Origin of the sequence: Agromyces sp. NPDC056965 (genome assembly GCF_042673425.1) — a bacterium.
GTDB lineage: Bacteria > Actinomycetota > Actinomycetes > Actinomycetales > Microbacteriaceae > Agromyces.
Map to the genome: position 1 here is coordinate 1 of NZ_JBHURI010000020.1, position 21717 is coordinate 21717.

The window sequence follows — 21717 nt, forward strand, 5'->3', positions numbered from 1 at the left end:
CTCGCTCGCGCCCCGCCTCGTCGGCGGCCTGGGGGGGCGCCTCCGCGCGCCGCGATCCCGGGACTCGGCGAACCCGCTCTCACCGAGCGGCGATGATCCGCTCGAGTTCGGGCACGAGCGCCGCGAACGCGCGGGCCCGGTGACTGTGCGTGTTCTTCACCTCGGGCGCGAGCTCGGCCGCGGAGACCTCGAAGCCCTCGGGCATGAAGATCGGGTCGTACCCGAATCCGTGCGCCCCCGACTCCTCGAGCGCGATGCGCCCGGGCCACAGCCCGACGGCCGCGTACTCGTGCGGGCCGCCGGCCGACTCGGGCACCACGAGCGCGATGGTGCAGTGGAAGTGTCCGATGCGGTTCGGGTCGCGGATGTCGCCGAGCTGCGCGAGCAGCAGGTCGAGGTTCGCCTGCGCGCCTCGGCTGGGCCCGGCCCATCGGGCGGAGAAGATGCCGGGAGAACCGCCCATGACGTCGACCGCGATACCCGAGTCGTCGGCGAGGGCGATGCGACCGGTGTGCGCCGCAGCGGCCCGCGCCTTGATGAACGCGTTCTCCTCGAACGAGGTGCCGTCTTCGACCGGCTCGGGGCCGTCGTAGGCGAGCACCGTGAGCCCGGGCATCCGCTCGCCCAGGATCTTCTGGAACTCGTCGACCTTGTGCTGGTTGTGGGTCGCGAGCACGATCTCGAGGCTCACCGCGTCACTCCCCCGCTGCGGCGATGGCCTCGGCGAGCACGCGCTGCTGGATGCGCGTGAGCTCGGCGGTGCCCGCGAGGGCGAGGTCGAGCAGCGAGTCGAGCTCGCGACGGTCGAAGGGCGCGCCCTCGGCCGTGCCCTGCACCTCGACGAAGAGGCCGCGACCGGTGGCCACGACGTTCATGTCGGTCTCGGCGCGCACGTCTTCGACGTAGGCGAGATCGAGCATCGGCGTGCCGTCGATGATGCCGACCGACACGGCCGAGACGGTGTCGATGAGGGGCTGGGCGCGCTGGCCCACGAACTTCTTGTCGCGAGCCCACTCGATCGCATCCGCGAGGGCGACGTAGGCGCCCGTGATCGCGGCGGTGCGGGTGCCGCCATCGGCCTGGAGCACGTCGCAGTCGATCTGGATCGTGTTCTCGCCGAGCCCCTTCGTGTCGACGACCGCGCGAAGGCTGCGGCCGATCAGGCGGCTGATCTCGTGCGTGCGCCCGCCGATGCGGCCCTTGACGGCCTCGCGGTCGTTGCGCGTGTTCGTGGCGCGGGGCAGCATCGAGTACTCGGCGGTGACCCAGCCCTTGCCCTTGCCGTTCATCCAGCGGGGCACGCCGTTCGTGAACGACGCGGTGCAGAGCACCTTGGTCTTGCCGAACGAGATGAGGGCACTGCCCTCCGCGTGCTCGCTCCAGCCGCGCTCGATGGTCACCTCGCGCAACTGGTCGGCAGTGCGTCCGTCGGCGCGGATGATGGTGGTGGACTCGGATGCCTCGGTCATGCGTTCTCCTGTCGAAGCCGTACGTGGTCTGGAATCGTGACGGCACCCGTCTGCACGAGCTCGACGCTCGGGATCTCGGGGCCGATGAGGCGGTGGGCGAGGTCGAGGAACGCGCTCGTCGAGCGGCCCGTGGCCTCGTAGCGGTAGCTCGGCGGGGTCGCCGCCCGGCGCTCGGCGCCGGTGCCGACGAGCACCCGGTAGACGTCGTTCGCCGTCTCAACGTCGCTCGAGACGAGCGTGACCTCCTCGCCCATGACGTAGGAGATCGCGCCCTTCAGGAACGGGTAGTGGGTGCACCCGAGCACGAGGGTGTCGATGCGGGCCGCCTTCAGCGGTGCGAGGTACTCCTCGGTGATCGCGAGCAGTTCGTCGCCCGTCGTCACCCCGGCCTCGACGAACTCGACGAACCTCGGGCACGCCTGCGAGAAGAGCTCGAGGTGCGGTGCCGCGGCGAAGGCGTCGTCGTAGGCCCGCGAACCGATCGTGCCGGCGGTGCCGATCACGCCGACCCTGCCGGTCTTCGTCGCCGCGACGGCGCGTCTGACGGCCGGCTGGATGACCTCGACGACGGGCACGTCGTATCGCTCGCGCGCATCGCGGAGCATCGCGGCGGAGGCCGTGTTGCAGGCGATCACGAGCATCTTGACGCCCTGGGCGACGAGGTCGTCGAGCACCGCGAGCGCGTACCCGCGCACGTCGGCGATCTTCTTCGGCCCGTACGGCGAGTGCTCGAGGTCGCCGATGTAGAGGATCGACTCGTTGGGCAACTGGTCTTTCACGGCCCGGGCGACGGTGAGCCCGCCGACCCCGGAGTCGAAGATTCCGATCGGTGCATCCGTCACGACATGCAAGCGTAGCGCTCCCCGCTGTACGCGCCCTCCTCGATAGGCTTGGCGGGTGACCGGCTCAGCAGCGCTCTTCACCGACCGATACGAACTGACGATGGTCGATGCCGCGTTGCTCGACGGCACCGCCCACCGCGAGAGCCTCTTCGAGGCCTTCGCGAGGCGCCTGCCCGATGGGCGGCGCTACGGCATCGTGGCGGGCACCGGGCGCCTGATCGAGTTGATCCAGCGTTTCCGCTTCGACGAGGCGGAGCTCGAGTGGCTCCGCGAGCACGACGTCGTGCGACCCGCGACCCTCGACTGGCTCGCCGACTACCGGTTCAGGGGCGACATCTGGGGCTACCGCGAGGGCGAGGCCTACTTCCCGGGCTCGCCGCTCCTCACGATACAGGCGACGTTCGCCGAGGCCGTCATGCTCGAGACCGTCGTGCTCTCGACCCTCAACTACGACTCGTCGGTCGCGAGCGCCGCCGCCCGCATGGTCTCCGTCGCCCTCGGCCGACCGATCGCCGAGATGGGCTCGCGGCGCACGAGCGAGGGCTCGGCGATCGCCGCCGCACGCGCCGCCTACATCGCGGGCTTCGACGCGACGTCGAACCTCGAGGCCGGGCGCACGTGGGGCATTCCGACGATGGGCACCGCTGCGCACGCCTTCACCCTGCTGCACGACACGGAAGAGAGCGCGTTCCGCGCCCAGGTCGAGGCCTTCGGCCCGAAGACGACGCTGCTCGTCGACACCTACGACATCACGAAGGGCGTCGAGCTCGCCGTGAAGGTCGCCGGCCCCGAGCTCGGCGCGGTGCGCATCGACTCCGGCGACCTGCCGACCGTCGTGGCCGCCGTGCGCGAGCAGCTCGACACCCTCGGTGCCGTCGACACGCGCATCACCGTCACGAGCGACCTCGACGAGTTCACGATCGCAGGCCTCTCCGGTGCTCCCGTCGACGCCTACGGCGTCGGCACCGCCGTCGTCACCGGCTCGGGCTTCCCGGCCGCCGGCATGGTGTTCAAGCTCGTGGCGCGCCGCGACGACGCCGGCGAGTGGGTCTCGGTCGCGAAGGCGTCGACGCAGAAGGCGAGCGTCGGCGGCCGCAAGAACGCCGCACGCCGGCTCGACGCGACGCTGACGGCACGCGAAGAGCTCGTCTTCGTCGGCGACGGCCCCGGCGGCGAGGCCGAGTACGAGGCGGGCAGCCAGCTGCGCCCGCTCATGGTGCAGCTGATGAGCGGCGGCGAGGCCGACCCCGCGTTCCTCGGCGAGGCGGGCACCGAGGCCGCGCGCGAGCACCGCGCGACGGTCATGCAGGAGCTGCCGATCGAGGCGTTCCGCCTCGGCCGCGGCGAACCGGTGATTCCGACGACGTACCGCTGAGCGACGAAGCGCTGAGCGACGAAGCGCCGAGCGACGTACCGCTGAGCGCGGCTACTCCGCCTTCATCTTCTCGTAGATCGCCTTGCAGGTCGGGCAGACCGGGAACTTCTCGGGGTCGCGCCCGGGGGTCCACTTCTTGCCGCACAGCGCCTTCACGGGCTTGCCGGTGAGGGCCGACTGCAGGATCTTGTCTTTCTGCACGTAGTGCGAGAAGCGCTCGTGATCGCCGGGCTCGATGGCCTCTTCGTTCAGGAGCTTCTCGAGTTCGCGGTCGAGAACGTCGGTGCCGCCGCCGGGCGAACCAGGGTCGGCGATGCTCACGCGCACGGAGGAGATCATGCGTTCGATTCTACGCGCGGATCGCGGCACCGATGATCTCGGGCCCGCGGCGGTCGAAGACCCTGCCGCCGGCGGTCACGCCGATCACGAGCACGAGGAGACCGAGGCCGATGCCCGAGGCGAAGGATGCCGCGTGCCACGCAGGGTCGACGAAGATGCCGAGCCAGCCGAACACCAGCGCCGGCAGCGCGATCAGCAGCGAACCGAGCATGGTGATCGACTGCACGAGCGCCGTGATGGTGCCGGTCGCCTGCGGCTGCTGGAACGGGCTGTCGCCCGGCTTGACCGCCGGATACGGGAACCGGGCCGAGGTGATCGACCCGACGCCGAGTCCGGCCAGCAGCAGCGCCGTGCTCACGCCGAGGAGCGATGGCAGCAGTCGCCAGTCGTTCAGCACGAAGACCGTGACCGCGCTGCCGAGGCCGATGACCAGCACGCCGGCGATGAGCACCGGCACGAGCCGGCCGATCCGATCGGACACCCCGCGTACGCCGGAGACGACGTGCAGCCAGATGGCCGTCGAGTCGTAGGCGGTGTCGTTGTGCAGGCTCCACCCGAGGAACAGGCACATGAGCGGCACCGGGATCAGCCAGAGGTACTCGGTGGGCACGCCGGCGAGGCTGAGCGGCACCATCACGATGATCGGGACGATCGGAACCATGACGAGCGAGACCCAGTAGCGCGCGTCGCGGAACCAGTAGGTGAAGCTGCGCGCGGCGACCGCGCCGGCGGCGCCGTGCGGCAGCCGGTCGAACCAGCCGAGTCCGCGGTAGCTCTTGGCCGAGGCCTCGCGGCCGGGGGTCACGAGCATCTTGGCGACGAGGGCCTGCCAGCCGAACCAGATGAGCACGAGGGTCGCCGCGGCGATCAGGAACTTGACGATCGCCGGGCCCCACTGGCCGGCGGCCGCGTCGCCCGGCACCGCGAAGGCCGCGCCGAACGGGGTCCAGGAGAGCACGCCCGCGATCGATTCCATGACCGAGGCGCCCGAGCTCTCCCAGTCGACCGAGACGAGCACGACGATGATCGGCGAGGCCATCACGATCAGGAGCAGCCCGAGCACGCCGCTGAGCTCGCGGGCCCGTCGAGTGGCGAGCAGCAGGGATGCGACGCCGGTCGCGACGCGCGCGATGAGGAGGCACGTGGCGAACGCGATCGCCGCGGCGATGATCGCGAGGAGGGTCTCGCCGACGCCGCGCGACCAGGTGACGACGGTGCCGAGCAGCACGATGGCGAGCACGAGCGCGGGGATCCCGATGACGGCCGCGACGGCGAGGCCGATCGCGAGCGTGCGGTCGGGCAGGCCGAAGAGCGCGAAGCGCCGGGGATCCATCGTGTCGTCGACCCCGAAGATCAGCGGCACGATGATGAAGCCGAGCACGGTGATCGACCCGGCGACCACGAAGGCGTCGCGGATGACCTCGACGTCATCGACGAATCGCAGCCCGACGAGCGATGCGAACAACAGCGCAGCCAGGCCCAACCCGTAGATCAAGCCGAGGACGATGCCGACGACCTGCCACGCGCTTCGCTGGAAGATGTTGCCGAGCAGCCGCAGTTTCAGTCGGAGAAACTGTGCAACCATTCCATGCCTTCCGCAGCCTTGCGTCCGCCGGCGAGCTCGACGAATCGGTCTTCGAGGGTCTGTCCGGCGCGGACCTCGTCGAGCGTGCCCGCCGCGAGCACGCGCCCGGCCACGATGATCGCCGCCGAGTCGCAGACGCGCTCGATGAGGTCCATGCCGTGGCTCGAGAGCACGACCGTGCCACCGCCTGCGACGTAGCGCTCGAGGATCTCGGTGAGGTTCGCGGCCGACACGGGGTCGACCGACTCGAACGGTTCGTCGAGCACGAGGAGGCGCGGCGAGTGGATCATGGCGCACGCCAGCGCGATCTTCTTCGTCATGCCCGCGGAGTAGTCGGCGACGAGCCGGTCGACGGCGTCGTCGAGGCCGAATGCCGCGATCAGGTCGGCGCTGCGCTCGCGCACGGTACGGCTGTCGAGGCCGCGCAGCACGCCGGAGTAGTACAGGAGCTGCGCACCGGTCAGCCGGTCGAAGAGGCGCAGCCGGTCGGGCAGCACGCCCGTGGCGCGCTTGGCGGCCCGCGGGTTCGCCCACGCGTCGATGTCGTGGATGCGCACGGTGCCGGCGTCGGGACGAAGGAGGCCCGTCACCATCGAGAGGGTCGTCGTCTTGCCGGCGCCGTTCGGACCGACGATGCCGAAGAACGATCCGGCGCGCACGTCGAGGCTGATGCCGTCGACGGCGGTGTTCTCGCCGAACTTCTTCACGAGCCCCTCGATCGCGAGCACCTTCGGCGCGGTCGCCGGCGGTGCGCTTCGAGCCGGGCGCAGCGAGCGCTTCTTGCGCGCCGTGGGCTTCTTGGCGGGCTGGATCACGGCGACGGCCTGGGCGGCGCTGCCGGATGCCTCGGCAGCTGCCTCGCTCGATTCGGCCACGGGCGACGCGGGCGGGGCGACGGGCGCCTCGGGTGCCGCGGTCGCGACGTCTTCGGTGGCCACGACCTCGGTGGCGGCGACGGCCGCGACCACCGCAGCTGCAGCAGGCCGCTTCGGAGCGCGCTCGACGGTCTCCTCGTCGATCTCCGAACGCGCGGCGGCAGTCCGGGGCGCGACGACGGACGCGGTCCGGGGCGCTGTCTCGGGCGCGGCGACGGACGCGGTCTCGGGTGCGGCGACGGGCGCGGTCTCGGGCGTGGTCTCGGGCGTGGTCTCGGGTGCGACAGGGGGCTCGGACACCGTCGCCGCGGACGTGTCGGGGGCCTTGCGCGTCGACCGCTCGGCGGCCGTGGTCTCGGTGGTGAGCGCCGCGGCGACCTGTTGCGACTGGCGTCGAGTCGCCGCCGCCGTCGCCACGGCCTCGGTTCGGCTCTTCGCCGCACCGGCTGCACTCTTGGTCGCGGTCGCTCGCGGCGCCCGCGTGGTCTTCGCGGCCTCGCCGCGTGCGGCGGCGGCCTTCGCCGACGCTGTGCGCGACGCGGCGGTGCGCTTCGAGGCCGGGCGGCTCTCTGTCGTCTCGCCTGCGGCCGACTCGGCGGCTTCTGCGGCGGCTTCGGCTGCTGCGGCCTGCTTCTTCGCGGCAGCGGTCTTGGCCGCCGTCGTCTTCGCTGCCGCGGTCTTGGCGGCCGCGGTCGACTTCGCAGCGGCGGTCTTGGCCCCCGTCGAAGCACCGGCGGCCTTCTTCGCTGCGGTCGTCTTCGCCGCCGTCGACTTCGCAGTCGCCGCCGCGGCGGTCGTCTTCGGTGCGGCCGTGCGCGCGGGGCGCTTCGCCGTCGCTGCCGACTGCACCGGCTGGGACTCCGGTGTATCGGACGCCCCCGCTCCGGTGCCTTCGGCAGTTTCGTCGTCGTGTTCGGAGCGCGAAACGGAAGTCACCCAGACAACCTATCAATCAGCACCGCCGTTGCGAGCCTTGTCGCACGGTGATTGGAGGGGGAGACTGGGTATCGGCTGAGCGTCGTATCACGATCGCACTACGACCTTGCCCCCCAGATGGTGGGCACGGAGCGGCCCCGATATCCTGAATACCGGCATAACGGCGTGTCCATATGTGAACTTCCGGATGAAATCCGGGCGAACCCTCGGCGACGAGGGCGGCGCTCGGGGGGCATCCGACCCACCGAAGGAGATGCAGTGACCCAGATCGTGATTCTCGCGGCCGGCATGGGGAGCCGGCTCGGGCGATCCCTCCCCAAGCCCCTCACCGAGCTCAGCGACGGCCGCACCATCATGCGCCAGCAGTTCGACAACATCGAGCACGCGTTCGGCGGCAACGCCGACGTGACCATCGTCGTCGGCTACAAGCTCGAGCACATCATCGAGGCGTTCCCGCAGGCGTCCTTCGTCTACAACGAGGAGTACGACCAGACGAACACCTCGAAGAGCCTCATGCGCGCCCTCGCGGCGTCGCAGTCCGGCGGCGTGCTGTGGATGAACGGCGACGTCGTCTTCGACCCGAGCATCCTCGACCGCGCGCTGCCCTACATCGCTCGCGACCAGTCCTTCGTCACCGTCAACACCTCGAAGGTGTCCGACGAAGAGGTGAAGTACACGACGAGCGCAGAGGGCTACATCAAGGCGCTCTCGAAGACCGTCAAGGGCGGTCTCGGCGAGGCCGTCGGCATCAACTACATCTCGAGCCGCGACAAGGCGACGTTCCTCGCGCACCTGCACCGCGTCGGCGACCAGGACTACTTCGAGCGCGGCCTCGAGCTCGCGATCGAGCAGAACGGCCTCCTCGTCGAGCCGATGGACATCTCCGACCTCTACGCGGTCGAGATCGACTTCGCCGAAGACCTGGAGCGTGCGAACCACTTCGTGTGACCTGCACCACAGCACCGAAATAAGAGAAGAGAGCGGATGCCACGAGGCATCCGCTCTCTTCTCTTTTCGGAGTTCTCGCGTTCCGTACGTGGTGCCCGGCGGCTCAGCGCCCCGTCGTGAGCGTGCGCGCGACGCCCGCACGGGCGAGCGATGCCGCGATCACCCGGCCGAGCCAGGTGAACGCGATCGGGCTCAGGGCGAACATCGCCAGGTAGAGCGCCCAGAACCAGGGCGCGTAGTGCTCGGGTCCGAGGGCGATGAAGGTGCCCCCGGCGAGGATCAGGCCGGAGGCCCCTGCCGCGACGTAGTAGAGCCACGGCGACCAGTTCTTGTACCGGGTGATGAAGAACGGCAGCTCGAGCAGTGCGCCGACCAGGAGGCCGGTGCCGAGGAATCGCAGGATCCAGTGGGGGGCGAAGGCCGCGCCGACGAGACCCGCGATGAATCCGGTGAGGATGCCGACGCCCGGGCGCTTCAGGAGTGCGAGCGCCACGGCGCTCGGCAGGAAGTGCGAACCGATCGTGATGCCGTAGAGCATCGGGGCGATGCCGGCGATGAGCCCGGCGGCGTACCCCGCACCGGCGGCGAACAGGCCGCCGCCGACGCCGATCGCGGCGCAGCTGAGGATCACACGGGTACTGGTGCGGTGCACGAGGCTCCTTCCGACTGGGCTCGGCACTTGCCACCCGTCGATACAAATCTACCCCGGTGCGGCATCTACGATGAGAGCGTGATGAGCACGGTGTCGAGAGCATACGGTGATGCCCATCCGCTGCAGCGGACGCCGTGGGCCAGGTACCGCCATTCGTTGTGGCTGCTCACGACCCGCGACCTGAAGGTGCGCTACTCGACCTCCGCCCTCGGGTACGTGTGGTCGGTGCTCGACCCCCTCGTCATGGCGGGCATCTACTGGTTCGTCTTCACCCAGGTCTTCCAGCGCCCGGTGGGCACCGATCCGTACATCGTGTTCCTGCTGTCGGCGCTGCTGCCGTGGATGTGGTTCAACGGGTCGGTCTCCGACTCCACCCGCGCGTTCCTGAAGGACGCGAAGCTCGTGCGCTCGACGATGATCCCGCGCACGATCTGGGTCAACCGCATCGTGCTGTCGAAGGGCATCGAGTTCCTGCTCGCGCTGCCGGTGCTCGCGCTCTTCGTCGTGGTCTTCCATGCGGAGGTCTACTGGGAACTCGCGCTCTTCCCGATCGCGATCGTGCTGCAGGCGATCCTCACCGCGGGCGTGGCCTTGATCGTCGCGCCGCTCGTGGTCTTCTTCCGCGACCTCGAGCGGGCGGTCAAGCTCGCGCTCCGGTTCCTGTTCTACGCCTCCCCCATCATCTACGGCGTCACCGACCTGCCGTCGCAGCTGCATTTCTGGGCGGCCTTCAACCCGCTCTCGGGCATCTTCGGCATCTACCGCGCCGGGTTCTTCCCCGAAGAGCTCGACTGGTTCAACGTCGCCGTCTCCGCCGGGATGTCGCTCGCGATCCTCGCGGTCGGCCTCTGGGTGTTCCGCTCCTCGGAGCGCCAGGTACTGAAGGAGATCTGAGTTGGATGCCACGACCGCCGTCTCCTCGGCCCCCTTCGCCATTCGCACCACGGGGCTCGGCATCCGCTTCCGGCGCAATCGACGCGGCCGCCGCTCGTTCAAGGACCTGCTGGCCGGCCGCCGCCGCCGCACGCGTCCCGGGGAGTTCTGGGCGCTCCGCGACGTCTCGATCGAGGTGCGCCCCGGCGAGGCGATCGGCGTCGTCGGTCGGAACGGCCAGGGCAAGTCGACCCTGCTGAAGCTCGTCGCCGGCGTCATGATCGCCGACGAGGGCACGGTCGAGATCACGGGCGGTGTCGCCCCGCTCATCGAGATCACCGGCGGGTTCGTCGACGACCTCACCGTGCGCGACAACGTCTACCTGACGGCCGGCCTGCACGGCATGACGAACGCCCAGATCGACGCGAAGTTCGATGAGATCATCGAGTTCGCCGACATCGGGGACTTCCTCGACACGCCCTACAAGCACCTCTCGAGCGGCATGAAGGTGCGCATCGCGTTCGCGGTGATCTCGCAGCTCGAGGAGCCGATCATGCTCGTCGACGAGGTGCTCGCCGTGGGCGACAAGGCGTTCCGCGAGAAGTGCTACCGCCGCATCGACGAGCTGCTCGCCGGCGGCCGCACGCTGTTCTTCGTCTCGCACAACGAACGGGACCTCCGCCGGTTCTGCACGCGCGGCCTCTACCTCGACAAGGGCTCGCTCGTGCTCGACGGCCCGATCGACGACGTGCTCGCCCGCTACAACGCCGAGCACGGGGTCGCGTAGGCGACACCCGCCCGCCGACCCCTCAGCGGGCTCGCGTATCATCGCCACATGCCAGACCGCGTGCACACGATCACCTCGATGGGGCCGAGCGATCCGAGCGAGCAGTCTCGCGAGCGCCCTCGCGAGCAGGAGGGCCCGACGGCCGGCGATCCGACCGTGGGCGCCCCCGCCGACGCAGCTCGCGCGCACGGCGTCGAACGTGCGATCGACCGCGCGCTCGCGATCCAGCGTCCGATCGTCGTGGCGCATCTCCGCGGCATCCGTCGCCGTTCACCTGGCGCGACGCCCGACCAGCTCGTGCGCATCCTCGAACGCCGCTACCTCGCCGCCGTCACCACGGGCGGCGCAGCCGTCGGGGCGACCGCGGTGATCCCGGGTGTCGGCACCGGTGTGACGCTCGCACTCTCCGGCGTCGAGACCGCGGGGTTCCTCGAGGCGACCGCGCTCTTCGCCCAGTCGGTGGCGGAGGTGCACGGCATTCCCATCGACAACCCCGAGCGGGCGCGGGCGCTCGTGATGACGCTCATGCTCGGCCGCGAGGGCAGTGATCTCGTGCGTCAATTCGCCGGCCAGGCGACCGGTTCGGGCGTGGCCCGCGACGCCTACTGGGGCGAGCTCATCACGAACAGTCTGCCGAAGGCCGTCATGGGCACCGTCGTCGACCGCCTGCGCAGCGTCTTCATCAAGCAGTTCGCAGTGCGCGGCGGCGCCGGCATCATCGGCAAGGCGATCCCGTTCGGCATCGGGGCGGCGATCGGCGGCATCGGCAACAACGTGCTCGGTCGCCGGGTGCTCACGCAGTCGCGGCTCGCGTTCGGCACGGCGCCGGCAGCACTGCCGCTCGAGCTCGAACCGCGCGGCGACGAGACGATGCTCGTCTCGACGGGCAAGCGGGTCGTGCGCATCGCCGGCGCGGTCGGCGGGGCCGTCGGCCGCGCAGCGAAACTGCCGTTCGATCGGCTCGCAGCAGCCCGGTCGTCGTCGGACGACGGCGACGGCGACAGTGACGGCGACGACCGCGACGGGGACTCGACGACAGCCGATCACTGAGCGCGTGATCGAAGGTAGGCCGCTGCCGCCGCGTCGGTCTCGAGCTCGGCAGCGCGAGCGAAAGCAGCGGATGCTTCGACTCGACGACCCGCCCGCGTGAGCAGGTCACCCCGGGTGGCGTGGAAGGCCGACAGGCGTTCGCTTCCGGGCGGGAGCTCGTCGAGCAGCGCGAGGCCGATCTCGGGCCCGTCGGTCCTGCCGACCACCGCGGCGGATGCGATGCGGGCACCCGCCGTCGGCGCCACGGCGACGAGCACTCTCGACAGCTTCGTGAGCGCCGCCCAGTCCACGGCCGCTCCGCGGACTCGGGCAGCGTGAACGGCCTGCATCGCCGCCTCGAGCTGGAACCGTCCGGGTGTTCCGCCCAGCTCCCCCGCCCGTCGGAGGTAACCTTCGCCCTCGACGATCAGCGCCGCATCCCAGGTGGCCGGATCCTGCTCGTCGAGCGGCACGAACACACCCGAACGGGCCTCGGCTCGAGACAGTGAGAGCGCGATGAGTGCCGCCAGCGACCACGCCTCCGCTTCCGCATCCAGAAGCACGGCCAGGGTCGTTGCGAGGTGAAGCGCCTCGCCGGCCATCGAATCCGGCTCGCGATGCGAGCGGCCGTCGGCATCGCGCCACGCGATCGCGTAGCAACCGTAGACCGCTTCGAGCACGGCGCTCAGCCGATGAGGCATGCTCGCGCGGTCGGGGATCGCGAACGGGATGCCGGCATCGCGGATGCGGCGCTTCGCGCGCACGAGCCGCTTCGTCAACCCGGCCGGTGCGACGCCGTACGCGGCGGCGATCTGCGCTGCGGTGAACCCCAGGACCAGCTGCAGCATGAGCGGCGTGCGTACTCCGGCGTCGACCGCCGGATCGGCGCACGCGAACATCAACTCCAGGCGACGGTCGCCGATCGCGCCGGGATCGACCTCGTCGAGCGCGTACGGCATGCGCGGGTCATCCGCGTCGAGCTCGGCGCCGGTGCGATGCGCGGCCGACCTCCACGCGTCCCGCTGACGATTCCTGGCCACGGTCAGCAGCCATCCTTCCGGATTCGCAGGAATCCCCGTCGCGGGCCACGAGCGCAGGGCCTGTTCGAGGGCAGCAGCGACCGCGTCCTCCGCTTCGGCGATGTTCGCGTTCGCCGAGACGAGCAACGCCACGAGCCGCCCGAACGACGCGCGCGCTGCGTGGGCCGCGACCTGGCGGGCGTCTGATGTCACTCGACCCAGACACCTGCGACGGCATACGTGGCGACCGGCCGGATCTCGACCGATCCCCACCGCACCGGCGGTGCCTGCTGCGCCCAGGCGAGGGCGGCGTCCGGATCGGCGACCTCGATGACGAACACGCCGCCCAGTTGTTCCTTCGTGTCCGCGAACGGTCCGTCTTGGATGCGCAACTCGCCGGTGACGAGCGACACCGTGGTCGAGCTCTCGGACGAACCCAGCACCTCGGCCGCGACGAGCACGCCGGCGGCCTCGAGCGTCGCCGCGTAGGCGGCCATCGCGTCCATGGCGGCTGCGACCGCCTCCTCGTTCTGGCGCAGCCCGTCGCCTTCGGAGTAGTGCGTCAGCAACATGTATCGCATGTGCTCGATTCTCTCGTCGGGCGTCGCGTTCGGCAACGGATCAGCGGGCCACGGTGTACTCGACGATGAGCACGCCGGTCGTGGTGGGGATGCTTCGACCGAGCCTGAGGTCGACGCGGTCGCCCTGCCCGAAGAGCCGAGCGCCCGAGCCGACGACGATGGGGTGGATCTGCAACGCGTAGCGGTCGACGAGACCCGCGATATGCAGCGAACGGACGAGTTCGCCGCTGCCGAGGATCAGGAGGTCACGGGAGGAGCGCTCCTTCAGCGCGGCGACCGTCGACACCGCCTCGCCCGCAAGGAGTTCGCTGTTCGGGTACGCCAATGCCGTGTCGGCCGAGCGCGAGACGACGAACTTCTCGGACCCGAGGAGGACATCGACGAACGGGTTCGGCCCGACCGATGACCAGTAGCCGAGCACGTCGTCGTAGGTGCGGTGGCCGAACACGAGGGCTGGACCGGCCCCCATGCCCTCACCGGCGTACTTCATCAGCACCTCGTCCTGGTAGCCGTTGCTCCATCCGCCCTCGGTGAACCCCCCTCGGGCGTCCTCGTCGGCCCGACCGGGCCCCTGCATGACGCCGTCGAGGCTGACGCTCTCGAAAACCGTGATCGTGGACATGCTCTGCTGTCTCCTCTGTTCGCCCGCAGGGTGCGGGCTCACCAGAATGACGATCGACCCACCCTCGCGTGGACACCGTCGGCACGATCCGGTGCACGCACTCGCAGACTCGGCCGACTCGGCCGTCCCGGCGAACTCGCCCGGAGATCGCCCCGTCCGACGCTGAATTCGCTATATTCAGAATATGTTGAATTTGGATCGCACCCTGTCCCGCCCGGGCGCGACGCTCCGCTTCACGATGCTCGACGGTGATCGGCGACCGGTCGTGCTCGTCCACGGCGCCGGCATGGATCACTCCATGTTCGCCGTGCAGGCCCTCGCCCTTCAGGAGGCCGGGCACTCGGTCGTCGCCTTCGATCAGCGCGGCCACGGGGGCTCGCGCCTCGAGCCCGACGCGCGCTTCACCGGGCGGGCCGCGCTCGACGATCTCTCGGCGCTGCTCGACCACCTCGCCCTCGACCGTCCCGCCCTCGTGGGACACTCGCTCGGCGGCAACCTCGCGCAGGCACTCGTACGCAGCGACCCGGGTCGAGCCGGCGCGCTCATCGTGATCGACTCGACCTGGAACACCGGGCCGCTCTCCCGCGGCGAACGCACCGCGCTCCGCCTCGCCGCCCCCGCACTGTCGCTCGTTCCCGCGTCGCGACTGCCGGGCATGCTGGCCCGCGCCTCGGCGGTAACGCCAGGGGCGATCGCGGCCACCGAGGCGATGTTCGCCCGCATGCCGAAGCGCTCCTTCCTCGACGTCTGGCGCGCGACCGTCGCGTTCGTCGACCCCGACCCCGACTACCGGGTGCCCGTTCCCCTCGGCCTCATCCGCGGCGAACTGGATCGCACGGGCAACATCGCGACGGCCATGCCCGCGTGGGCGAGGGCCGAGGCCGTCGGCGAACGGGTCATCGCGGGCGCCGGCCACGTGGTGACCCTCGATGCGCCCGAAGCCACGACGATCGCGCTCCTCGACCTGCTCGCATCGGTGCCCCATGTCTGAGCGCGACGAACGTGTCGAGTTCATCGAGTCGGTCGGCGACACCCTGGCCTCCTGGCACCTCTCCCGCACGACCGGGAGGGTGTACGGGTTCCTGCTACTCAGGACCGAGCCGGAGACCCTCGACACCATCGCCGCGGAACTGAGCCTCAGCGCCGGCGGTGTCAGCACCGCGGTCCGCGAGCTCACGTCGTGGGGGCTCGCTCGAACGATCCCCCAACCCGGCAGCCGGCGCCTCCGCGTGGAGGCCGTCGGCGGATTCGAGCAGTTGCTCGCTGCGAGTCACGAGCGAACGCGAACCTTCATCCGCACGCTCCGCTCGGGAGCGGCGCTCACCGAGGGAGAACGCGCGCGCGAACGCCTCCGCGCCGTCGTCGACCTCTTCGAGGGCTACGTCGACGCAGGCGACCGGATGCTGCGACGGCATCACCTCGACGACGGCGATCCGCGGCCCTGACTCCGCACCGGCCCCGGTTGCCCGACGGCCTGCTCGCAGCTACGCCTCGAGTTCCTCGTCGTCCTGTTCACCGGCGCGGACGTCGCGCTCATCGATGTCGCCGTCTGCAGCGTGCAGGGCGGCGAACCGCTCCCACTCGGCCATGAGGTGATCGACCGCCGCATGGAACCTCGCCGTCGTGACGCCCGGGGTGGGGTCGCCGAAGTAGCGTTCGACCCAGAGTCCGAGCCGCTCGAGCGCTTCCACGTCGTGTGCGACGTCGTCGACGCGCGCGACCATGGCCGCGGCATCCGTCACGTCGAGCCATTCGCACGCCTGCAGGTAGCCCGACGTGTCGATCTGCGCCTCGGGATTGGCCGGTCGGGTGATCAGGAGCGGCTTGCCCGCCGCCAGTCGGTCGTAGACCATCGCGGAGATGTCGACGACTGCGACATCGGCCGCGGCGAGCTGCCAGCCGAGCTTCGGTCCGTCGTCGTAGACGTGCTGCGCCGTCGGGTCGGCGGCATTCGCCGCTTCGATCGCGGAGATGATGGCGCGATTCGCCGCACCGTACTCGTGATCGACGACGCCTGATCGTGGGTGCGGCCGGTAGATGACCCGGTGGCGGCCGGTCGCGAGCAGACCCTGCACGAGCGGCACGCCGTGCGTCGCGATGGATCCGTACGCCGCCGCGTCGCGATCGCCCTCCCAGGTGGGCGCGTAGAGCACGACCTCGCGCTCGTCGGGCGTGTACGGCAGCGCCGCGCCGTCGAGGTAGTGGTCGGCCTGCGGGCGACCGATGGGGATGGCCCGCTTGTCGAAGTCGTAGTCCCAGAGCACCTTCTCGAGCCGCGCCCGAGCCGCATCGCCCGCGATCAGCGAGTAGTCGTAGGCCTTGAACTGGTTCGTCGTCATGTACATCTTGTCGGACTCGCCGTGGTTGATGAACACGTGCCAGCGACGGCCGTACCGCATCATCTGGAAGTTCTTGGCGTTCTGGTTCACGTAGAAGACGACATGCAGGTCTTGCTCGGCGATCACCCGCTCGAGGTCGGCCACTCGGCGCACGTAGGCGACGGGCACCGGCGACTCGTCGAGCAGCGTGAGGGCCGCACCGGACGCACGGCTCAGGATGAGCACGGGGTGGCGCTCGGCCAGTTCCGCGAGCGGGGCGTACCACTGGCGCAGCTGGTAGAGGTTGACCTTGCCGTCGGCGAAGTAGACGCCGACGCGGAAGCGATGCGGCGGCAACGGCTCCTGCTCGGCGAGCTTCACGCCGAGCGAGCGCTGCGCACGTCTGGACCACATGATGTCCTTGGCCAGCTTGACGGCGCGTCGCGCGTCTTTCCTCAATCCCACTGTCCAAGGGTAGCGAGGTCGGGCTGAGCGGATGCCCCGTCGCCCGCGCCGCGGCAGCACTGAGAGCCGATCGTTACCGCACGCAGTGCCACGCTGCCGGGTTGACCCCTGCAGGTCCGCTCACACCACCGGCGGACGCCCCGCGAGCGTCATGCGCCAGATCGTGCGCCACCGCATCGGCCGGCGCTCCCCCGGGTACTCCCTCCACCCGGCGCGCCAGCCGGCGAACCACGCCTTCAGCGCTGCCGGCTGCCGCGCCCAGCGCAGCACCTGGATCGCGGTCCACGAGCCGACGTAGAACGGCACGAGCACGGCGGGGAGGTTGCGTCGGGCGAGCCAGACGCGGTTCCTGGCGTTCAGCCGGTAGTAGTACGCGTGCCGGGCGGGGTCGATGACCGGATGCCCCGCCTCGAGGTCGCCCGCGTACCACGCGACGTGCCCGGTGTCCCAGACCCGCCAGGCGAGCTCGATGCCCTCGTGCGCGTAGAAGAACGGGTCGGCCCAGCCGCCGGTCGCGTCGAACACCGCACGCGGCATGAGCACGGCACCCTCCCAGCACGAGAAGACGTTGCTCGAGTGCGACGGGTCGCCCTTCCGGATGCGCGGGATCCACCGGCGCGGCGAGACGCGTCCGGTCGGATCGACGACCCGTGGCTGGATGAGCCCGATCTCGGGCCGCTCGGCCAGCATCCGGCACCCGTCGGCGAGGAAGGTCTCGCTCGGCAGGAAGGCGTCGTCGTCGAGGAAGAAGAGCCCGTCGCCCGTCACGAGCGGCACGCCTCGATTGCGGCCGGCCGGGATGCCGAGGTTCTCGGGCAGGTGCAGCGTCTTCACGCCGCCCGGGAGCGCGGGCTCCGCCGTCGCCGGGTCCCACCCGTTGCCGACGCAGACCACGTCGACATCGACGCCCTGCTGGTCGAGGATGCTGCGGATGCCGCGGGCCAGGTCGTCGGGCCGCTTGCCCATCGTGAGCACGACCACGCCGACGCGCGGCCGGGCGGAGTCGACGTGAGGATCGGGGTCAGGACCGGACACGACGAGAGGCCATGATCGCGACGAAGTGCCCGATCACGGAGAGCACCGCAAGCGGCAGGAGCACCGCGAGCACGATGCGATCGGTGATCGGCTGCCCCGCGACGAGCCCGACGAGCGCCGCGGCGAAGGCGATGAGCGTCAGCTCGACGGAGTGGTACAGGCGGTGGAACGGCAGGAACCGGGCGACCTTGCGGAGCTTGGCGACGAGACCCCCGCGGGGAGCGGTCTCGCCGTGGGTGTCGGCGAGCTTGGCGAGCCCGGCGTTCGCACGCGCGACGTGCACCATGTCGTTGAGCGCCTTGTTGAGCACGATGACGAGGGCGAGGAGCGCTGCGATCGTGGTCCACAGGAAGTCGGCGGGGAACTCGAGCGGATACGCGGCCGCGCGGATGCCGAGGGCGAGCGGGATGAGCGCCTCGGTCGTGTAGTGCCCGACCTTGTCGAGGAAGACGCCGGCGGGCGAGGAGGTGCGGCGCCACCTGGCGACCTCGCCGTCGCAGCAGTCGACGAGCATCTGCAGCTGGCCGAGCACGACGGCGAGCAGCGCACCCCAGATGCCGGGGATCAGGAGCGCCGCGGCCGTCGACCAGCCCACGAGGATCATGAGCCCCGTCACGCCGTTCGCGGAGATCGAGGTCTTCAGCAGCATCCACGTCAGATACGGGGAGAGCTTGCGCAGGTACAACGACGCCGTCCAGTGCTCGGCGTTGCGGCGACCGCGCACCTCGGGCGGCTGGGTCACCTCGCGGAGCTCGGCGATGCTCGTGGGTCTCGTGGTGACCGGACCGGTCTGCGACATCCGCGTCACCTTCCCGTGTGCCTGGCGATGTTGCTCGTCAGCGAGAGGTATCCGAGCACGAAGCCCACACCCCACGAGACGTGTATGCAGGGCAACACTACGAGAAACCAGGCCGCCGTGCGTGCGCCGCGCCCGCTCGCGTACGCGAGCGTGGCCGCGACCACGAAGAGCAGGTAGACGACCGGCACGATGAAGCCGAGCAGCAGCCACGGCGCAGCGCCGAGCGCCGCCTGCACGAGGCCGGCGATGCCGACGAGGAGACCGAGCGCGACGCCGAGCACCATGACGGGCGGCACGAAGTAGCGGATGCCGTTCGCCGACGGGAACCGACGTGCGAGTTCACCGCGCCAGAGCCCGGTGGAGAACATCTGGCGGGCGAGTCGATCGAGCGATGAGCGCGGCCGGTAGGTGACGCCGAGCCGAGGAGTGAACCACACGACGCCGCCGGTCTCCCGCAGGCGCCGGTTCAGCTCCCAGTCCTGGCCGCGCTTGATGGTCTCGTCGAAGAGCCCGACGCGCAGGAGCGCATCGCGGCGGAACACCCCGAGGTACACGGTGTCCGCAGGGCCGGCCGAGCCGCCGACGTGGAACGCGGAACCGCCGAGTCCGACCTTGGTCGTGTAGGCGAGGGCGACGGCACGCTCGAACGGGGTCTCACCGCGCGCGTCCATGATGCCGCCGACGTTGTCGGCTCCGGTGCGCTCGAGTTCGTCGACCGCGATGCGCGCGTAATCGGTCGGCAGCATCGAATGCGAGTCGACGCGCACGACCACTGGGTACTGCGCCGCGCGGATGCCGATGTTGAGCCCGGCCGGCGTCGAGCCGACCTCGTTCTCGAGCACGCGCACCCGTCGGTCGCGAGCCGCGAGGTCGGCGACCAGCTCGTTCGTGCCGTCGATCGACGGGCCGAGTGCGATGAGCACCTCGACGGGCCCCGTGTAGTCCTGCGCGAGGATCGACTCGACGGCAGCCCGAACGTGGGTCGCATCGTTCAGCACCGGCATGACATAGGAGACGCCGAGGAGCGATGCGGGCATCGCTTCTGGGTGGTTCTCGGGCATGTTCCTCACTCGTCGCTCGGGTCGATCGAGCCTAGCAGCAGCGACTTCGAGCGACCGCTGGCGCACGACGGCGGGCCCGGGTCCTCTCGGACCCGGACCCGCCGGTCGGTTGGTCGTTCGATCAGCCCTCGAAGGTGCCGAGGGTCACGGTGACCGTCTGCGACGAGCCGTCGCGAGTGAAGGTCAGCTCGGCCTTCGCACCCCCGGGGAGTGCGCGGACCTGGGCCGTGAGGTCGGTCTGGTCGGTGATCGGCACGCCGTTGAACTCGGTGACGACATCGCCCTTCTGCAGGCCTGCGGCGGCAGCCGCTCCTCCATCGGGCGTCTCGGCGATCAGCGCGCCGACGGTGTCGCTCGAACCGTCGGCCTCGGCCGACGTCACGGTGGCACCGAGCAGGCCGTGCGTGGCCGAACCGTTCTCGATGATCTCGTCGGCGATGCGCTTGGCGAGGTTCGACGGCACGGCGAAGCCGACGCCGATGTTGCCGGCGGTCTCGCCCTGGGCGGAGCTGCCCGTGGAGAGGATCGCGACGTTCACGCCGATGAGCTTGCCGTCGGAGTCGACGAGCGCGCCACCGGAGTTGCCCGGGTTGATCGCGGCATCCGTCTGGATGACCGGAAGCGAGACCTGACCCGCTGAAGCGCTCGGCTGCTGCTGCGTCTCACCGCCGTCGGGGTCGGGCAGGTCGAAGAAGAAGTCGAATGGGCTGTCGGAGCCGTCGCCCTGGCCGCCCTGGTCACCCTGATCGCTCTGCGAGTCGTCGGGCGTCGACGGTGCGGCCGAGGAGGCCACGTCGATCGAGCGGTTGAGCGCGCTGACGATGCCGTTGGTGACGGTGCCCGAGAGGCCGAGCGGAGCGCCGATCGCGATCGCGGTGTCACCGACGTTGAGCTTGTCGGAGTCGGCGAACTCGAGCGGCGTCAGGCCCGAGGCGTCGACCAGCTTGATGACCGCGAGGTCGGAGAGCGGGTCGGTGCCGACGAGCTCGGCCGTGTAGAGGTGGCCGTCGTTCGTCTTGACCTGGATGGTCGGGTCGCCGGTCGCGCCGTCGAGCGTCACGACGTGGGTGTTCGTCAGGACGTAGCCGTCCTCGGAGAGGATGATGCCCGAGCCGGTGCCGCCGGACTGGCCGCCCGAGACCGAGATGGTGACCACGCTCGGGCTCGCCTTGGCCGCCACGGCGGTGATCTGGTTCACCGAGTCGGTGTCGTTGACGACGATGTTCTGCGCGGAGTTCGCGGCATCGCTCGTCGGCGTGCCGTTGTCGTTCGTGAGCAGGGCGTTGATGCCCGCGCCCGACGCACCGCCGATGAGGGCGGCCGCGACGATCGCGGCGGCGACGCCGAGTCCGACGCGGCGCTGCTTGGGCGCTGCGGGCGCTGCAGCCTCGGCCGGAACGCCGGTGAGCGGCACGGTCGGCTGCGTCTGGTTCTGCGGTGCAGCGGGGCCGCCGAAGGCCGGCGGCACCTGGCCGGGCTGCGCAGGGGCAGCGGATGCCGCGGCGACGGGCTGGGCCGGCTGCTTCGTGTACTGGGGTGCGCTGTACGGCTGAGGCTCCTGCCCGGGCTCGTACACGGTGCCGGTCGCGGCGGGGGCGGCCGGCGCGACGGGCGCCGCGGCCGGTGCTGCGGGCGCTGCCGGTGCCGCCGGTGCAGCGACGGGGGCTGCGGGTGCGGTCGGCGCTGCGGGTGCGGCCGGGGTCTCGGGTGCGGCGGGCGCCGCGACATCCGTCGGCCGGGCCTCGGAGGCCGGGGTCTCGGTGGGCGCCGCGGCCTCGTTCGCTGCGGCGGAAGTCTCAGGGGTGACGGGCGCAGCGCTCTCGGCGGCCGCGGGCGTCGGAACGACGTCGTCCTCGCGGGGCTCCCCCGCGGCTCCGTTCGTGGTGTCGGTCATGGTGTGCTCCTTCCAAGCGATGCCAGCATCCCGAAGCAAGCTGTGTGCCCGATCGGCGGAGTCTATGACTCTGCTATCCCCGCGCCGGGATTTCTCCGAATGCCGGCCGGGGGCTGCGCTGCCTGCGCCAGCGTATCGGCAGCACCCTCGAATTCGGTGAGAACGGGCGCGATCGTCGCCCCGCACGGCGGGGCCCCCTCGCGTACGGTGTGA

22 protein-coding genes are annotated in these 21717 nt (G+C 70.5%); 7 read left to right on the top strand and 15 right to left on the bottom strand.

From position 1 onward, the window contains the following. Positions 1-79: 79 nt before the first annotated feature. From rdgB to murI, 3 genes are read right to left on the bottom strand one after another with little or no spacing between them, the layout of a single operon-like run. Positions 80-691 carry an RdgB/HAM1 family non-canonical purine NTP pyrophosphatase gene (gene rdgB / locus ACFTQE_RS07140; protein ID WP_376924387.1) on the bottom strand — a complete coding sequence of 204 codons (612 nt, stop codon included), beginning with the start codon at positions 689-691 and terminating at the stop codon, positions 80-82. Between the two features lie 4 nt (positions 692-695). Further along, the gene (gene rph / locus ACFTQE_RS07145; protein WP_376924388.1) at positions 696-1469 is read right to left on the bottom strand and encodes a ribonuclease PH; all 774 of its coding nucleotides are present in this window, start codon (positions 1467-1469) and stop codon (positions 696-698) included. Next, positions 1466-2311 carry a glutamate racemase gene (murI, locus tag ACFTQE_RS07150; RefSeq protein WP_376924389.1) on the bottom strand — a complete coding sequence of 282 codons (846 nt, stop codon included), beginning with the start codon at positions 2309-2311 and terminating at the stop codon, positions 1466-1468. Before murI ends, rph begins: the two co-directional genes overlap by 4 nt. 55 nt (positions 2312-2366) lie before the next feature. Here murI and ACFTQE_RS07155 point away from each other — a divergent pair, with 55 nt between their 5' ends. Continuing rightward, a complete protein-coding gene (locus ACFTQE_RS07155; protein ID WP_376924390.1) occupies positions 2367-3686 on the top strand; it encodes a nicotinate phosphoribosyltransferase in 1320 nt (439 codons plus the stop codon). A gap of 51 nt (positions 3687-3737) precedes the next feature. On the opposite strand, the gene ACFTQE_RS07160 is transcribed toward ACFTQE_RS07155, so the two are convergent. From ACFTQE_RS07160 to ACFTQE_RS07170, 3 genes are read right to left on the bottom strand one after another with little or no spacing between them, the layout of a single operon-like run. Continuing rightward, positions 3738-4025 (bottom strand): DUF3039 domain-containing protein, encoded by a 288-nt coding sequence (locus ACFTQE_RS07160; RefSeq protein ID WP_056014257.1) that lies wholly within the window; start codon positions 4023-4025, stop codon positions 3738-3740. 10 nt (positions 4026-4035) lie between these two features. After that, complete coding sequence (locus ACFTQE_RS07165; RefSeq protein WP_376924391.1) at positions 4036-5610, bottom strand: hypothetical protein; 1575 nt, start codon at positions 5608-5610, stop codon at positions 4036-4038. Then, positions 5586-6425, bottom strand: coding sequence for an ABC transporter ATP-binding protein (locus tag ACFTQE_RS07170; protein WP_376924430.1), 840 nt, complete (start codon positions 6423-6425; stop codon positions 5586-5588). The genes ACFTQE_RS07165 and ACFTQE_RS07170 overlap by 25 nt, the downstream gene beginning before the upstream one ends. Before the next feature lie 1254 nt (positions 6426-7679). Here ACFTQE_RS07170 and ACFTQE_RS07175 point away from each other — a divergent pair. Beyond that, positions 7680-8369, top strand: coding sequence for an NTP transferase domain-containing protein (locus ACFTQE_RS07175; protein ID WP_375837229.1), 690 nt, complete (start codon positions 7680-7682; stop codon positions 8367-8369). Positions 8370-8472: 103 nt separating this feature from the next. On the opposite strand, the gene ACFTQE_RS07180 is transcribed toward ACFTQE_RS07175, so the two are convergent. Continuing rightward, positions 8473-9021 carry an ECF transporter S component gene (locus ACFTQE_RS07180; RefSeq protein ID WP_376924392.1) on the bottom strand — a complete coding sequence of 183 codons (549 nt, stop codon included), beginning with the start codon at positions 9019-9021 and terminating at the stop codon, positions 8473-8475. Positions 9022-9102: 81 nt separating this feature from the next. Here ACFTQE_RS07180 and ACFTQE_RS07185 point away from each other — a divergent pair, with 81 nt between their 5' ends. From ACFTQE_RS07185 to ACFTQE_RS07195, 3 genes are read left to right on the top strand one after another with little or no spacing between them, the layout of a single operon-like run. Beyond that, positions 9103-9915: an ABC transporter permease gene (locus ACFTQE_RS07185; protein WP_376924431.1), complete on the top strand. Its 813-nt coding sequence runs from the start codon at positions 9103-9105 to the stop codon at positions 9913-9915. Position 9916: 1 nt separating this feature from the next. After that, complete coding sequence (locus ACFTQE_RS07190) at positions 9917-10681, top strand: ABC transporter ATP-binding protein (RefSeq protein WP_376924393.1); 765 nt, start codon at positions 9917-9919, stop codon at positions 10679-10681. Positions 10682-10729: 48 nt separating this feature from the next. After that, complete coding sequence (locus tag ACFTQE_RS07195; RefSeq protein ID WP_376924394.1) at positions 10730-11731, top strand: hypothetical protein; 1002 nt, start codon at positions 10730-10732, stop codon at positions 11729-11731. Here ACFTQE_RS07195 and ACFTQE_RS07200 read toward each other — a convergent pair. Genes ACFTQE_RS07200 through ACFTQE_RS07210 form a run of 3 tightly spaced genes read right to left on the bottom strand, consistent with a single transcriptional unit; the run spans position 11725 to position 13932 of the window. Next, complete coding sequence (locus ACFTQE_RS07200) at positions 11725-12942, bottom strand: RNA polymerase sigma factor (RefSeq protein ID WP_376924395.1); 1218 nt, start codon at positions 12940-12942, stop codon at positions 11725-11727. The genes ACFTQE_RS07195 and ACFTQE_RS07200 overlap by 7 nt on opposite strands. Continuing rightward, entirely contained in the window at positions 12939-13310 is a 372-nt protein-coding gene (locus ACFTQE_RS07205; protein WP_376924396.1) for a YciI family protein, read from the bottom strand. Before ACFTQE_RS07205 ends, ACFTQE_RS07200 begins: the two co-directional genes overlap by 4 nt. A 40-nt stretch (positions 13311-13350) precedes the next feature. Next, the gene (locus ACFTQE_RS07210) at positions 13351-13932 is read right to left on the bottom strand and encodes a dihydrofolate reductase family protein (protein ID WP_376924397.1); all 582 of its coding nucleotides are present in this window, start codon (positions 13930-13932) and stop codon (positions 13351-13353) included. Between the two features lie 184 nt (positions 13933-14116). Between ACFTQE_RS07210 and ACFTQE_RS07215 the strand changes: the two genes are divergently transcribed. Together ACFTQE_RS07215 and ACFTQE_RS07220 are read left to right on the top strand one after the other, a co-directional pair. After that, positions 14117-14923, top strand: coding sequence for an alpha/beta fold hydrolase (locus ACFTQE_RS07215; RefSeq protein ID WP_376924398.1), 807 nt, complete (start codon positions 14117-14119; stop codon positions 14921-14923). Beyond that, positions 14916-15377, top strand: coding sequence for a GbsR/MarR family transcriptional regulator (locus ACFTQE_RS07220; RefSeq protein ID WP_376924399.1), 462 nt, complete (start codon positions 14916-14918; stop codon positions 15375-15377). The genes ACFTQE_RS07215 and ACFTQE_RS07220 overlap by 8 nt, the downstream gene beginning before the upstream one ends. Before the next feature lie 39 nt (positions 15378-15416). Here ACFTQE_RS07220 and ACFTQE_RS07225 read toward each other — a convergent pair whose 3' ends face one another. The 5 genes from ACFTQE_RS07225 to ACFTQE_RS07245 form a co-directional block, all read right to left on the bottom strand. Then, entirely contained in the window at positions 15417-16715 is a 1299-nt protein-coding gene (locus tag ACFTQE_RS07225) for a hypothetical protein (protein ID WP_376924400.1), read from the bottom strand. Positions 16716-16835: 120 nt separating this feature from the next. Then, positions 16836-17681: a glycosyltransferase family 2 protein gene (locus tag ACFTQE_RS07230; RefSeq protein WP_376924432.1), complete on the bottom strand. Its 846-nt coding sequence runs from the start codon at positions 17679-17681 to the stop codon at positions 16836-16838. Between the two features lie 55 nt (positions 17682-17736). Continuing rightward, the gene (locus ACFTQE_RS07235) at positions 17737-18549 is read right to left on the bottom strand and encodes a CDP-alcohol phosphatidyltransferase family protein (RefSeq protein ID WP_376924401.1); all 813 of its coding nucleotides are present in this window, start codon (positions 18547-18549) and stop codon (positions 17737-17739) included. Positions 18550-18554: 5 nt separating this feature from the next. Beyond that, positions 18555-19586, bottom strand: coding sequence for a glycosyltransferase family 2 protein (locus tag ACFTQE_RS07240; protein ID WP_376924402.1), 1032 nt, complete (start codon positions 19584-19586; stop codon positions 18555-18557). A 145-nt stretch (positions 19587-19731) separates the two neighbouring features. Further along, positions 19732-21504: a S1C family serine protease gene (locus ACFTQE_RS07245; RefSeq protein ID WP_376924403.1), complete on the bottom strand. Its 1773-nt coding sequence runs from the start codon at positions 21502-21504 to the stop codon at positions 19732-19734. Between the last annotated feature and the right edge of the window lie 213 nt (positions 21505-21717).

Coding starts and splice junctions, on each gene's coding strand:
- rph (WP_376924388.1), bottom strand. CDS start 1,469: ATGACCGAGGCATCCGAGTCCACCACCATCATCCGCGCCGACGGACGC.
- ACFTQE_RS07160 (WP_056014257.1), bottom strand. CDS start 4,025: ATGATCTCCTCCGTGCGCGTGAGCATCGCCGACCCTGGTTCGCCCGGC.
- ACFTQE_RS07165 (WP_376924391.1), bottom strand. CDS start 5,610: ATGGTTGCACAGTTTCTCCGACTGAAACTGCGGCTGCTCGGCAACATC.
- ACFTQE_RS07185 (WP_376924431.1), top strand. CDS start 9,103: ATGAGCACGGTGTCGAGAGCATACGGTGATGCCCATCCGCTGCAGCGG.
- ACFTQE_RS07195 (WP_376924394.1), top strand. CDS start 10,730: ATGCCAGACCGCGTGCACACGATCACCTCGATGGGGCCGAGCGATCCG.
- ACFTQE_RS07205 (WP_376924396.1), bottom strand. CDS start 13,310: ATGCGATACATGTTGCTGACGCACTACTCCGAAGGCGACGGGCTGCGC.
- ACFTQE_RS07210 (WP_376924397.1), bottom strand. CDS start 13,932: ATGTCCACGATCACGGTTTTCGAGAGCGTCAGCCTCGACGGCGTCATG.
- ACFTQE_RS07215 (WP_376924398.1), top strand. CDS start 14,117: ATGTTGAATTTGGATCGCACCCTGTCCCGCCCGGGCGCGACGCTCCGC.
- ACFTQE_RS07220 (WP_376924399.1), top strand. CDS start 14,916: ATGTCTGAGCGCGACGAACGTGTCGAGTTCATCGAGTCGGTCGGCGAC.
- ACFTQE_RS07230 (WP_376924432.1), bottom strand. CDS start 17,681: ATGGGCAAGCGGCCCGACGACCTGGCCCGCGGCATCCGCAGCATCCTC.
- ACFTQE_RS07235 (WP_376924401.1), bottom strand. CDS start 18,549: ATGTCGCAGACCGGTCCGGTCACCACGAGACCCACGAGCATCGCCGAG.
- ACFTQE_RS07240 (WP_376924402.1), bottom strand. CDS start 19,586: ATGCCCGCATCGCTCCTCGGCGTCTCCTATGTCATGCCGGTGCTGAAC.
- ACFTQE_RS07245 (WP_376924403.1), bottom strand. CDS start 21,504: ATGACCGACACCACGAACGGAGCCGCGGGGGAGCCCCGCGAGGACGAC.